The organism is Kribbella sancticallisti, from assembly GCF_039530625.1.
Lineage (GTDB): Bacteria > Actinomycetota > Actinomycetes > Propionibacteriales > Kribbellaceae > Kribbella > Kribbella sancticallisti.
Map to the genome: position 1 here is coordinate 278,679 of NZ_BAAAOS010000019.1, position 12,578 is coordinate 291,256.

A 12,578-nucleotide genomic window follows, 5' to 3' on the forward strand; every position below is an offset into this window, starting at 1 on the left:
TCCGCTCGCAAACCCTTTTCAGATCGTCAGGACGATGCCGTAGTCGCGGATCTTGCGGTAGATGGTGGCGCGGGACATGCCGAGGTCGCTGGCGGCCTTGTCCTTGTTGCCGCGGTGGATGACGAGGGCCTTCACCACCGCGTCGCGTTCCAGGGACTCCAGTTGGGTGAGCCGGCGGCGGCTGGTGGCTCGGCACTCGCCGGGGAGGTCGTCCAGTTCGATGGTGCCGGAGCGGCGTTGCTGGGCGACCCGGAGCAGAACGCGGCGGAGTTGCTCGACGTTGCCGAGCCAGGGGAGTCGCATCAGTTGGGCCAACGCACTGGGGGAGATGCCCAGGTTGTTCCCGCGGTTCAGCCGGCCCAGCAGGTGGGGGACCAGCTTGTGCATGTCTTCGAGGTGGTGGCGCAGCGGCGGCACTTCCACGGTGTGCGAGAAGTGCGGAAGCAGTTGCGCGTCCACCTCCGGGTTGCGCGGCTCACTCCGCATCGTCAAGGCCACCCAGACCCCGCGCCGGCCATCGGCGTACTCGAGGAGTAGCTCGGACAGCCCGCTGACGGTGTCGCTGTCGAGCAGGTGGGCACGCCGGATGACCAGCGAGCCGGCACCCGCGGCCAATTCGTCCGCGACCGTGTCCAGCCAGGCGGGGCCGCACTCCGACGCGTCCATGACTCGGAAGTGGCCACTGCCGTTGCGCAACTGGTTCACCGAGCGCAGCAAGGCGATCTTGCCGACCCCTGCCTCACCCTCCAGCACTACCCACGAACCCGCGCGCCGGCTGGTGTCCACCGCCTGGCACACCCGCTGCCACGTCGCACTGGTTCCAGCCAACCCCGGCATCACCGGTACTGCGGCATGCGGCGCGCCGGTGGACGAGTCGAGCCCCGACTGCACCTGAATACGCACTACGCCGCCGGCCAGCTCCGGTCCGGCAAAGGCCGGCCGGTAGTCCATCCGAGCCACCAGGCCGCTCGGGAGATCCGCAACGAGCGTCACCGGGTCCGCGGCTCCCGCCGCGTCTGCCGACCGGGCCAGCAAGGCAGCCTGGTCCGCACGGTCGAAGCGCTGCTGGGCCTGGCTGTTCATCATCACCAGGTCCGGGCTGAGCGCCATCACACCACTTCCCGGGTGCTGACACGCGGCCAGGTAGTCGCGGAACAACGCCAGCTCCCGCGCTCCGGACCGGGCCAGCAACTGCTGCTCGATCTTCTGCGCCGTGGACCGCGCACAGAACATCAGCAACGCGTTCGAGTGCGTCACGGACGAGGTCAGATCCAGTACTCCGAGCAGAGCCCCAGTCACCGGGTGATGGATCGGAGCGCCGGCGCAGGCGAATCCGCCGAGCGAGCCGCTGAAGTGCTCGCTCCCGGTGACCATCGTCGGGACTCCAGCCTCCAGGGCGGTCCCGATGCCATTGGTGCCGACCTGCTCCTCCGCGTAGCTGAAACCGGGGGAGAGGTAGGCCTTGTCGAGCTGCCTGACCAGTGACGGGTCCGGGCAGGTCCGCTGCAGCACCAGCCCGTGCTGGTCGGTGAGGATGATGCTGACGGATTCGTTGGCCAGCTCCTCCGCGAGAGCGCTCAACACGGGGGCGGCGGTCAGCGCGAGCGCGCTGGGTCCTTCGAGGCCGAGAAAGCTGGGATCGAGGGTGTCGGTGTCGACCCGGAGCTGTGAGGACCGCAGCCACGACGCCTGGATCGGCTCCCGCACCACGTGCGAGTCCAGGTCGCCGGACGACAGGAACGTGTCCCGGGCCAGCTGCAGCAGCTTGCCCGGCCTCGGCGCTTCGATCCAGTGAGCTCGGTCCACAGACGCCTCCCTTGCCCTCAAATGTAGGTGCACGGGCCCTCCCACTGTGTCTCAGATTGAGACAAGCGCAAGGCCTGGTCCGCGGTGTGATCGGTGCACGGCGGCCCCGGAAGCAACGCACCGGGCCGTTGACCTGTACCCCCGAGGAGGCAGACCGTGAGCAGGCAGAGTCTGAGCAAGGCACATGCCAAGATCACCGAACTGTCCTGGGAGCCGACCTTCGCGACTCCCGCGACACGCTTCGGAACCGACTACACCTTCGACAAGGCCCCGAAGAAGGACCCGCTGAAGCAGATCATGCGGTCCTACTTCCCGATGGAGGAGGAGAAGGACAACCGCGTCTTCGGCGCCATGGACGGCGCCATCCGCGGCAACATGTTCCGCCAGGTGCAGCAGCGCTGGATGGAGTGGCAGAAGCTGTTCCTGTCGATCATCCCGTTCCCCGAGATCTCCGCGGCCCGGGCGATGCCGATGGCGATCGACGCGGTGCCGAACCCGGAGATCCACAACGGGCTGGCGGTCCAGATGATCGACGAGGTCCGGCACTCGACGATCCAGATGAACCTCAAGAAGCTGTACATGAACCACTACATCGACCCGGCCGGGTTCGACATCACCGAGAAGGCGTTCGCGAACAACTACGCGGGCACCATCGGCCGGCAGTTCGGCGAGGGGTTCATCACCGGCGACGCGATCACCGCGGCCAACATCTACCTCACGGTGGTGGCCGAGACCGCGTTCACGAACACGCTGTTCGTGGCGATGCCCGACGAGGCCGCGGCCAACGGCGACTACCTGCTGCCGACCGTCTTCCACTCGGTCCAGTCCGACGAGTCGCGCCACATCAGCAACGGCTACTCGATCCTGCTGATGGCACTGGCCGACGAGGACAACCGTCAGCTGCTCGAGCGGGACCTGCGCTACGCCTGGTGGAACAACCACTGCGTCGTCGACGCGGCGATCGGCACCTTCATCGAGTACGGCACGAAGGACCGCCGCAAGGACCGCGACTCCTACGCCGAGATGTGGCGCCGGTGGATCTACGACGACTACTACCGCAGCTACCTGATCCCGCTGGAGAAGTACGGCCTGAAGATCCCGCACGACCTGGTCGAGGAGGCCTGGAACCGGATCTACAACAAGGGCTACGTGCACGAGGTCGCGCAGTTCTTCGCCACCGGCTGGCCGGTCAACTACTGGCGGATCGACCCGATGACGGACACCGACTTCGAGTGGTTCGAGGAGAAGTACCCCGGCTGGTACAACAAGTACGGCAAGTGGTGGGAGAACTACAACCGCCTGCGCTACCCGGGCAAGAACAAGCCGATCGCCTTCGAGGACGTCGACTACCAGTACCCGCACCGCTGCTGGACCTGCATGGTGCCGGCGCTGATCCGCGAGGACATGGTCACCGAGAAGGTCGACGGACAGTGGCGCACCTACTGCTCCGAGACCTGCGCCTGGACCGACATCAAGGCGTTCCGGCCGGAGTACGAGGGCCGGCCGACGCCGAACATGGGCCGGCTGACCGGGCACCGCGAGTGGGAGACGCTGCACCACAACCGGGATCTGGCCGACATCATCAAGGACCTCGGCTACGTCCGCGACGACGGCAAGACGCTGATCCCGCAGCCGCACCTGGACCTGGACGACGAGAAGTTGCTGTGGACGCTGGACGACGTCCGGGGCATCAACTTCGCCAGTCCGAACATCCTGCTGAACGAGATGTCCGACGCGGACCGCGAGGCCCACATCGCGGCGTACACGGCAGGCGGTCCGGCCGGACGGCCCGCGCCGGCCAAGGTCTGACCCACCCCCAAGGCAGGTCGGTGGCGGCGGACCCTGGCGACACCCCGCCGCCACCGATCGCCCAGCCCGCCCCCAAGCCCGCCGCCAAGCCCTCTGGGCCCGCAGCAAGGAGCACTCGATGGGTGACAAGCATGTCGTGAGGTTCGAGCCCGTCGATCTCGAGATGGAGGTCGACGAGGAGGAGACGGTGCTGGACGCCGCCTTCCGCCAGGGCATCGCGCTGATGCACGGCTGCAAGGAGGGCCAGTGCGCCGCCTGCAAGTCGTTCCTGCTGGACGGCGACGTCCAGATGGACCGGTACTCGACGTTCGCGCTGGCGGAGTACGAGAGCGACGAGGGCTACATCCTGCTGTGCAAGTCGCACGCGTACTCCGACCTGACCGTGGAGCTGATCAACTATGACGAGGAGGAACTGCGCAACGCCGTACCGCTGCAGCATCTACGCACCACGATCGCCGCGATCGAGCCGGTCACCCGCGACATCGTGTCGCTGCGGCTCGACCTGGTCGAACCGGCCGCGTTCGTCTTCAAGCCGGGGCAGTACGCCGACATCCGGATCCCCGGGCACGACGGGCATCGATCGTTCTCGATGGCGAACCTGCCCGGGGAGCCGCTGGAGTTCCTGATCAAGAAGTACCCCGGCGGCCACTTCTCCGGGCTGCTGGACGAGAAGCTGCAGCCCGGGGACGAGCTGGAGCTGGACGGGCCGTACGGCACGTTCACGCTGAAGAAGTCCTCCGACCGGCGGATCGTCTGCATCGGCGGTGGCGCCGGACTCGCCCCGATCCTCAGCCTGCTCCGGCAGCTGGTGGCCGACGGCATCGACCGGCCGGTCCGGTTCTACTACGGCGCGCGCACCCACGAGGACCTGTTCTACCTGGCGCAGATCGAGGAACTCGGCGCGAAACTGTCCGACTTCGAGTTCGTCGGCTGCCTGTCGGAGAGCTGGCCCGACGACTGGCAGCACACCGGGTTCGTGACGGAGGTGGTGCAACGGCTGGAGCCAGGGCTGGCCGAGTGCGACGCCTACCTGTGCGGGCCACCGCCGATGGTCGACGCGGCGATCGACCTGCTGGAGATGCACGGCGTACCGCGGGAGCACATCCACTACGACAAGTTCACCACTTCGGTGGCGGAGTAGGAGACCTGAGATGGCACAGACGAAAGAACGGAGTTTCCCGCACCCGGAGTTCACCGACTCCGAGGCCGGCGCGCTCACGTTCCCGAGCTCGACCAGTCGCAGCTACAACTACTACAAGCCGGCCAAGGCCCGCGCGACGACGTACGAGGACGTCACCTTCGACGTCCAGCCGGATCCCGAGCGGCACCTGTCGCAGGGCTGGATCTACGGCTTCGCCAACAGCTCCGGCGGTTACCCGCAGGACTGGACCCGGCTGGTCTCGTCGGACTGGCACCAGTTCCGCGACCCGAACGAGGAGTGGGAGAAGACGATCTACCGCAACAACGCGGCGATCGTCCGGCAGATCAGCCTGAGCCTGGAGAACGCCAAGCGGGCGAAGGCCTACGACCACTGGAACCCGGCCTGGGTCCGGTTCATCGAGCGCAACCTCGGCGCCTGGATGCACGCCGAGAACGGGCTGGGCATGCACGTGTTCACCGCCGCCCAGCGGTCGGCGCCGACGAACATGATCAACAACGCGATGGCGGTCAACGCGGCGCACAAGCTGCGGTTCGCCCAGGACCTGGCGCTGTTCAACCTGGACCTGGCCGAGTCCGACATCGGCTTCGACGGCAAGGTGCACAAGGAGGTCTGGCAGAGCGACCCGGTCTGGCAGGGCGTCCGGGAGAACGCCGAGCGGCTGACCGCGATCGGCGACTGGGGTGAGGCGCTGTTCGCGACGAACATCGTCTTCGAGTCGCTCGTCGGGGTGCTGTTCCGCAGCGACCTGCTGATGCAGATCTCGGCCCGCAACGGCGACTACATCACGCCCACGATCGTCGGGGCCGGCGAGAACGACTACAGCCGCGACCTGGGCTACAGCCGGGCGCTGTTCTCGATGCTGACCCGGGACGAGAAGCACGGCGCGGAGAACAAGGCCGTACTGGGCGAGTGGCTGGCCACCTGGGTTCCGCAGAGCCTGCGGGCCGCCCACGAGCTGCAGCCGATCTGGTCGCAGCCCAACGAGAAGGTCGTCACCTTCGCCGACTCGCTGGAGGCGGCCAAGGCCACCTTCCGCACCGTGCTCGCCGATCTCGACCTCGAACCCCCGAAGGAGCTGGACCAGTGACGGAGACCAAGGAGTTCGGCGCGGTCGACCGGACCTTCTCGAACATGTGCGGTGTGACCCTGATGAACAACCAGAACGGCTACGTGGTGGCCGAGATCATGGGCCGCAAGGACAACGTCACGATCACCGAGTACCCGTCGATGATCCGGGTCGACGGCGTCGGCCGGATCACCTTCGACTTCGCCGAGATCTCCGACGCGCTCGGCTCGGACTTCGACCAGTCCGACTTCGAGGAGATCATGTCCACCCACTACGGGCGGATGGTCCATTTCGACGACAAGACGATGCTCTTCTCCAGCCCGGAGGAGGCCGCGGAGTTCATCGACTTCGACCTGGTCGAGGTCACCAGCTGAACCCCCTGGGCCCCGGTCCGCCGGGGCCCAGGCTGTTGCCTGCCAGGGAGGCAAACCATGTACGAGAGCAACGGCGAGAAGTACTACGTGGTGGACAGCCACGTGCACTTCTGGAACGGCCGGCCGGAGAACAACCGGAACCGGTACGGCGAAGGCTTCACCGCGTGTTTCTACGACTACCACCGCAACCTGTCGCCCGAGGAGTACGTCTGGACGCCGGAGAAGTTCGGCGCCTACTCCGAGGCCGACCTGCTGCACGACCTGTTCGAGGTCGGCTACGTGGACAAGGCGATCTTCCAGCCGACCTACCTGACCGACTTCTACGTCGACGGGTTCAACACCACCGAGCGCGACGGCGCTGTGGCCGAGAACAACCCCGGCAAGTTCATCACCAACGGCTCGTGGGATCCCCGCGACGGCGCCGAAGGCCTGGACAAGCTGGAGGAGTTGCACGCCCGCTGGAACCTCCAGGGCGTCAAGCTCTACACGGCGGAGTGGAAGGGCGACTCGAAGGGCTGGAAGCTGTCGGACCCGCCGGCCGAACCGTACCTTCGCAAGTGCGTCGAGCTCGGCATCACCAACATCCACGTGCACAAGGGCCCGACCATCTACCCGCTGAACCGGGACGCGTTCGACGTACAGGACATCGACTACGCCGCCTCGATGTTCCCCGAGCTCAACTTCATCGTCGAGCACGTCGGCCTGCCCAGGCTCGAGGACTTCTGCTGGATCGCCACCCAGGAGCCCAACGTGTACGGCGGACTGGCGGTGGCGATGCCGTTCATCCACAGCCGGCCGAAGTACTTCGCCCAGATCATCGGCGAACTCCTGTACTGGATCGGCGAGGACCGGATCACCTTCGCCAGCGACTACGCGATCTGGCAGCCGAAGTGGCTGGTCGAGAAGTTCGTGGACTTCCAGATCCCCGAGGACATGCAGTCGGAGTACGGCGTACTGACGGCTGACGTGAAGCGCAAGATCCTCGGCCTGAACGCGGCCAAGCTCTACGGCCTCGACGTACCGGCCGAACTGCGGATCACCGACGACGCCACCGACAAGCCGATCGGCTCCGCGCCGGTCCAGGTCGCCTGACTCTTTCTGGAAGGAACCATCATGGCCAAGGACCTTCGCTTCAGCACCGACGCCCGGCAACTGCTCGAGCAGGGCGTCAACGCGCTCGCCGACGCGGTCAAGGTGACACTCGGACCCAAGGGGCGCAACGCGGTACTGGAGAAGCTGACCGGACCGCCGACCATCACCAACGACGGCGTGACCATCGCGCGGGAGATCCAGCTGCGCAACCCGTTCGCCAACATGGGCGCGCAGCTGGTCAAGGAAGTCGCGATGAAGACCAACGGGGTGGCCGGCGACGGCACCACCACCGCCACTGTGCTGGCCCAGGCGCTGGTCCGGGAGGGCCTGCGCGCGGTCGACGACGGTGCGAACCCGATGCAGTTGCGGCGGGGGATCGAGGAGGCCGTCGCGGTGGTCGTGCAGACCCTGCAGTCCCGCACTGCCGAGGTCGGCGGGCCGACGGATCTGTTGTATGTGGCAACCCTGTCCGCGAATGACGACCCGGAGATCGGATCGGTCATCTCGGAGGCGATGCACCGGGTCGGGAAGACCGGCGTGGTCACGGTCGAGGAGTCACCGGCGTACGGGCTGAGCCTGACCGTTGTCGACGGCATCGAGTTCGACCACGGCTTCATCTCGCCGTACATGGTGACCGACAAGGAACGGATGGAGACCGTCTTCGACGACCCGTTCATCCTGCTGACCAACAAGAAGATCAGCCAGCTGCAGGAGCTGATGCCGACGCTGGAGGCGGTCACCCGGGCCGGCCGGCCGTTGGTGATCCTGGCCGAGAACGTGGACGGTCCGGCGCTGCAGATGCTGGTCAGCAACAACGTGCACGACACGTTCCGCTCGGTGGTCGTGCGGGCCCCGGGATTCGGGCACCGGCGAGTGGCCGAGCTGGAGGATCTGGCCGCGGTACTGGGTGGGCGGGTGGTCAGCGAGGACTCGGGCGTCAACCTGCACTCGGTCTCGCTCGCCGACCTGGGAACGTGCCACCGCATCACGATCACCGAGTCCGGTACGACGATGGTCGGCGGCGCGGGGGACTCCTCGGCCGTGGAAGCGCGGCTGCACCAGTTGGAGAAGGAGCTCGAGCGGACCGAGAACGAGCACGACCAGGACAACCTCCGGCTCCGGATCGCGCGGCTCGCCGGCCGGGTCGCCGTGATCCACGTCGGCGCGGCGACGGGCGTCGAGCTCAAGGAGAAGCAGCACCGGGTCGAGGACTCCCTGTCGGCGACGCGGGCCGCTCTCGAGGAAGGCGTGATCGCGGGCGGCGGGTCGGCACTGACCCAGGCCCGGGACGCGCTCGACCGGCTCGAGCTGACCGGTGACGCGCTGGTCGGTCGCGAGATCGTCCGGCAGTCCCTCGCCGAACCGCTGCGCTGGATCGCCATCAACGCCGGCTACGACGGCGACGAGGTGGTCAAGACGGTGTCGGAGCTGCCGGTCGGCCAGGGCTTCAACGCCCTGACGGGCAGTTATGGCGACATGTTCGACTTCGGCGTGATGGACCCGGTCAAGATCACCCGGTCCGCCCTGGAGAGCGCCGCCTCGATCGCAGCGCTGCTGATCACCACCGAAACCGCCATCGTCGAGGAAGTCGTGGGCAACCCCGGCGCGATCATGGCCCCCGGCTTCGGCGACCTCGCCGAAGGCATGGTCCGCCCCTCCAACATCTACTGACCCGACGTGCTCCAACTGGCCCGCCCGCCCCCGCACCCGCCCGGGGGCGGGCACCCGTGTCGCGGCGGAGTGCCCACCCCAGAGGGCTTAGAGCGGGGCTTCCACCGAGGTGGCGGATTCGGCTGCCGATGGCGGCGGACCGCCGGTGATCTTGCGGGAGCGGCGCGAGCGGCTTTCGAGGTAGCGGGCCAGGACCGACAGCAGCGAGCACAGGCCGATGTAGATGACCGCGACGACGATGTAGGTCGGGATGTAGGGGAAGCCGAACTCGAGCCGGCCGCCCATCTGCTTGGCCACGTAGAGGAGTTCGTTGTAGGTGATGATGAAGCCGAGCGCGGTGTCCTTGAGCAGGACGACGAGCTGGCTGACGATGGCCGGCAGCATCGCCCGGACCGCCTGCGGGAGCAGGATCAGCCGGACCACCTGGTTCTTCCGCAGGCCGGTCGCGTACGCCGCCTCGCGCTGGCCCTTCGGTACGGCGCTGATGCCGGCGCGGAAGATCTCCGCGAGGACCGAGCCGTTGTAGAGGGTCAGGCCGAGGACGACGGCCCACATCGGCGACAGGCCGAGCTGGAACTGCAGCGAGCCGTAGTAGAAGAAGAACATCAGGATCAGCAGCGGGATCGCCCGGAACAGCTCGACCACGGCGGTGGCCGGCACCCGGAGGATCTTGTGGTCGCTGATCCGGCCGGCGGCGAAGACGGCGCCGAACACCAGGGCGAACACGGCCGCGAGGCCGGCCGCCTTGAGCGTGTTCAGCAGACCCTCGAGCAGTTGCTCCTGGATGGCCGTGTACTGGAACTGGGCCCAGCGGCGGCCCTCGAACTGGCCGCTCACGTTCAGCCGGTAGAGCACCCAGCCGACGGCGGCGAGGACGGCCACCACCACGATGATGTTGGCGAGCCGGTTACGTACCCTCGCCCGCGGGCCGGGGACGTCGTACAACACGGCACTCATGCGGCCACCGCCGTCCGTCGTTCGGCCCAGCGCTGCAGCAGGACCAGGGGAGTGATCAGGATCAGGAAGCCGATGGTGATCCAGAGCAGGGTGAGCATCTGGTTCTCACCGCGCTCGGCCATCACGGCCGGGATGGCCCCCGCCTCGAGGACGGAGAAGCCGGCCGCGATCGTGGTGTTCTTCAGCAACGCGATGAACACGCTGGTCAGCGGCGGCACGATGGCCCGGAAGGCCTGCGGCAGGACGACGACACCGAGCACCTGGATGAAGGTCATCCCGACCGCGCGGGCGGCCTCGGACTGGCCGGGCGACACGGTGTTGACACCGGACCGGACGACCTCGCAGACGAAGGCCGACGTGTACAGGGTCAGCGCGGTGACGGCCGACCAGAAGAAGCCCGGCAGCTGGATGTCCATCTTGGGGGCGCCGAAGACGAGGAACGCGAACACCAGCGTCAGCGGAGTGTTCCGCAGCGTGTTCACGTAGCCGGTGCCCACGGCGCGCAGCGCCGGGATCGGCGAGACGCGGAAGCCGGCCAGCAGGGTACCGAGGACCAGGCTGAGAATGCCGGACACCAGGAACAACCTGATCGTCGTCCAGAACCCGTCTCTGAACAGTTCCCAGTTGTCGGTGAGGACCTGGAGCATCGCGACCTTCCAGAATCGATGGCGGGAAAGACCGCCAGCGCAGCGGCGACGATCGAACGAGTCCGGCTACGGCGCCCGGGCGAACCGGGCACCGCAGCCGGGACGGATCAGTACTTCTCGAGCGCGGGCGGCGTGCCCGGCGAGCCGGACTTGCCGAGCGTCTCGTCGTACACGGCCTTCCAGGTGCCGTCGGCGAAGGAGGCCTCCAGACCGGCGTTCACCTTGTCCCGCAGCGGCTTGTCGGCCAGCGGCACGCCGATGCCGTACTTCTCGGTGCTGAACGGCTTGCCGACGACCCGCAGGTCCTCCGGCGCGTTGGCCGCGTAGCCCTTGAGGATCGCGTCGTCGGTGGTGACGGCGTCGACCTTCTTGTCCAGCAGTTGCGAGACGCACTCGGAGTAGGTCTTGAACTCCGAGATGTTGTTCGGCTCGGTGAGGCCCTCGTCCTTGACCTTCTGGATCGGCGTCGAGCCGGTCGCGGAGCAGACCTTCTTGCCCTTCAGCCCGGTCTTGCCGGCGTCCATCGAGGTGTCGTCCTTGCGGACCAGCAGGTCCTGGCCGGCGACGAAGTACGGGCCGGCGAAGCCGACCAGCTTCTTGCGCTTGTCGGTGATCGAGTAGGTGCCGACGTAGTAGTCGATCTCGCCACCGGCGATCGCCGTCTCGCGGTTGGCGGACGGGATCTCCTTGTACTCGATCTTCTCCGGGTCGAAGCCGAGCTGCGCCGAGACCATCCGGGCGATCTCGATGTCGAAGCCGCAACGCTTGCCGTTGGCATCCTTGTAGCCGAGGTTCGGCTGGTCGGCCTTGACCCCGACGATCGCGTTGCCGCGGGCCTTGATCTTGGCGAAGGTCGCGCTGCCGGCCAGGTCGGCCGCGGGGGCGACGTCGAACTTGTGCAGGTCGCCGCAGCCGCTGGTGCTGCCGCCGCCGGTGTCACCGCCGCCGGAGACCGGCTCGTCCTTGCCACAGGCACCGACGGTCAGCGCGAGCGCCGCGACGCCGAGCGTGGCGACGAGGTTGCGCATTCTCATTGGGGATCCCCTTCGTGTGTTTTTACTGCAGTTGCGGCCGGCCCGTGGGGCCCGCCGGGCGTCTCGTCAGTGCTTGAGGATCTTCCCGAGGAAGTCCTGGGCACGCCGTGAGGTCGGGTTGGTGAAGAAGGTGTCGGGGGTCGCCTCTTCGACGATCTCGCCGTCGGCCATGAACACGACCCGGTTGGCGGCACTGCGGGCGAAGCCCATCTCGTGCGTGACCACGACCATCGTCATGTTCTGCCGGGCCAGATCGATCATCACCTCGAGAACCTCCTGGATCATCTCCGGGTCGAGCGCCGAGGTGGGCTCGTCGAACAGGATGACCTTCGGATCCATCGCCAGCGCCCGCGCGATCGCGACGCGCTGCTGCTGGCCGCCGGACAGTTGGGCCGGGTACTTCGACGCCTGGTTGGCCACCCCGACCCGCTCGAGCAGTTCCATCGCGCGCTGCTCGGCCTGCTTCGGGTCGGTCTTGCGGACCTTCAACGGACCGAGGGTGACGTTCTGCAGGATCGTCTTGTGGGCGAACAGGTTGAACGACTGGAAGACCATGCCGACGTCGGCGCGCAGCTTGGCCAGCGCCTTGCCCTCGCTCGGCAGCGGCTGGCCGTCCAGCATGATCTCGCCCGAATCGATCGGCTCGAGCCGGTTGATCGCCCGGCACAGCGTGGACTTGCCGGACCCGGACGGTCCGATCACCACGACCACCTCGCCCCGGTTGATGGACAGGTTGATGTCCTTCAGCACATGGAGGTCACCGAAATGCTTGTTCACACCTGTCAGGGCGACAAGACCTGTTGTCGTCACGGTATCGACGGCGGAGGAATCGCTCATGGCGAGAACCTAGCGGAGGCGCGGGGTGACTGCACGGATCCCCGGTTCCACGGTGGTAACGATCTGCAATCTCACCGAGCGGGCTGTGACCGTGCGGTCACAGCCCGCTCGATGATGGCCGTT

At 67.1% G+C, this 12,578-nt stretch carries 11 protein-coding genes; 6 read left to right on the forward strand and 5 right to left on the reverse strand.

Annotated features, from left to right (window positions below):
• Window positions 1-18 precede the first annotated feature (18 nt).
• Window positions 19-1,806 (reverse strand): sigma-54-dependent Fis family transcriptional regulator, encoded by a 1,788-nt coding sequence (locus tag ABD255_RS15700; RefSeq protein ID WP_344214379.1) that lies wholly within the window; start codon window positions 1,804-1,806, stop codon window positions 19-21.
• A 156-nt stretch (window positions 1,807-1,962) separates the two neighbouring features.
• Between ABD255_RS15700 and ABD255_RS15705 the strand changes: the two genes are divergently transcribed.
• The 6 genes from ABD255_RS15705 (at window position 1,963) to groL (ending at window position 8,980) form a co-directional block, all read left to right on the forward strand.
• The gene (locus ABD255_RS15705; RefSeq protein WP_344214381.1) at window positions 1,963-3,615 is read left to right on the forward strand and encodes an aromatic/alkene/methane monooxygenase hydroxylase/oxygenase subunit alpha; all 1,653 of its coding nucleotides are present in this window, start codon (window positions 1,963-1,965) and stop codon (window positions 3,613-3,615) included.
• A 118-nt stretch (window positions 3,616-3,733) separates the two neighbouring features.
• Complete coding sequence (locus ABD255_RS15710) at window positions 3,734-4,756, forward strand: 2Fe-2S iron-sulfur cluster-binding protein (protein ID WP_344214383.1); 1,023 nt, start codon at window positions 3,734-3,736, stop codon at window positions 4,754-4,756.
• Window positions 4,757-4,766: 10 nt separating this feature from the next.
• Window positions 4,767-5,864 carry an aromatic/alkene monooxygenase hydroxylase subunit beta gene (locus ABD255_RS15715; RefSeq protein ID WP_344214385.1) on the forward strand — a complete coding sequence of 366 codons (1,098 nt, stop codon included), beginning with the start codon at window positions 4,767-4,769 and terminating at the stop codon, window positions 5,862-5,864.
• Window positions 5,861-6,217, forward strand: a complete 357-nt coding sequence (gene mimD, locus ABD255_RS15720) for a propane 2-monooxygenase effector subunit MimD (RefSeq protein WP_344214387.1) — start codon at window positions 5,861-5,863, stop codon at window positions 6,215-6,217. Before ABD255_RS15715 ends, mimD begins: the two co-directional genes overlap by 4 nt.
• 57 nt (window positions 6,218-6,274) lie before the next feature.
• Window positions 6,275-7,309: an amidohydrolase family protein gene (locus ABD255_RS15725; RefSeq protein WP_344214389.1), complete on the forward strand. Its 1,035-nt coding sequence runs from the start codon at window positions 6,275-6,277 to the stop codon at window positions 7,307-7,309.
• Between the two features lie 21 nt (window positions 7,310-7,330).
• Complete coding sequence (groL, locus tag ABD255_RS15730; protein WP_344214391.1) at window positions 7,331-8,980, forward strand: chaperonin GroEL; 1,650 nt, start codon at window positions 7,331-7,333, stop codon at window positions 8,978-8,980.
• Window positions 8,981-9,067: 87 nt separating this feature from the next.
• Here the strand turns inward: groL and ABD255_RS15735 are convergent, their stop codons facing one another.
• The 4 genes from ABD255_RS15735 to ABD255_RS15750 form a co-directional block, all read right to left on the reverse strand.
• Entirely contained in the window at window positions 9,068-9,937 is an 870-nt protein-coding gene (locus ABD255_RS15735; protein WP_344214393.1) for an amino acid ABC transporter permease, read from the reverse strand.
• Entirely contained in the window at window positions 9,934-10,584 is a 651-nt protein-coding gene (locus ABD255_RS15740) for an amino acid ABC transporter permease (RefSeq protein WP_344214395.1), read from the reverse strand. The genes ABD255_RS15735 and ABD255_RS15740 overlap by 4 nt, the downstream gene beginning before the upstream one ends.
• A 107-nt stretch (window positions 10,585-10,691) precedes the next feature.
• Complete coding sequence (locus ABD255_RS15745) at window positions 10,692-11,618, reverse strand: glutamate ABC transporter substrate-binding protein (RefSeq protein WP_344214396.1); 927 nt, start codon at window positions 11,616-11,618, stop codon at window positions 10,692-10,694.
• 66 nt (window positions 11,619-11,684) lie between these two features.
• Window positions 11,685-12,455 carry an amino acid ABC transporter ATP-binding protein gene (locus tag ABD255_RS15750; RefSeq protein WP_344214397.1) on the reverse strand — a complete coding sequence of 257 codons (771 nt, stop codon included), beginning with the start codon at window positions 12,453-12,455 and terminating at the stop codon, window positions 11,685-11,687.
• Window positions 12,456-12,578 lie beyond the last annotated feature (123 nt).

Excerpts from the sequence above, each read along its gene's own strand:
- ABD255_RS15710 (WP_344214383.1), top strand. The coding sequence starts at position 3,734 with ATGGGTGACAAGCATGTCGTGAGGTTCGAGCCCGTCGATCTCGAGATG.
- ABD255_RS15715 (WP_344214385.1), top strand. The coding sequence starts at position 4,767 with ATGGCACAGACGAAAGAACGGAGTTTCCCGCACCCGGAGTTCACCGAC.
- ABD255_RS15725 (WP_344214389.1), top strand. The coding sequence starts at position 6,275 with ATGTACGAGAGCAACGGCGAGAAGTACTACGTGGTGGACAGCCACGTG.
- groL (WP_344214391.1), top strand. The coding sequence starts at position 7,331 with ATGGCCAAGGACCTTCGCTTCAGCACCGACGCCCGGCAACTGCTCGAG.
- ABD255_RS15735 (WP_344214393.1), bottom strand. The coding sequence starts at position 9,937 with ATGAGTGCCGTGTTGTACGACGTCCCCGGCCCGCGGGCGAGGGTACGT.
- ABD255_RS15740 (WP_344214395.1), bottom strand. The coding sequence starts at position 10,584 with ATGCTCCAGGTCCTCACCGACAACTGGGAACTGTTCAGAGACGGGTTC.
- ABD255_RS15745 (WP_344214396.1), bottom strand. The coding sequence starts at position 11,618 with ATGAGAATGCGCAACCTCGTCGCCACGCTCGGCGTCGCGGCGCTCGCG.
- ABD255_RS15750 (WP_344214397.1), bottom strand. The coding sequence starts at position 12,455 with ATGAGCGATTCCTCCGCCGTCGATACCGTGACGACAACAGGTCTTGTC.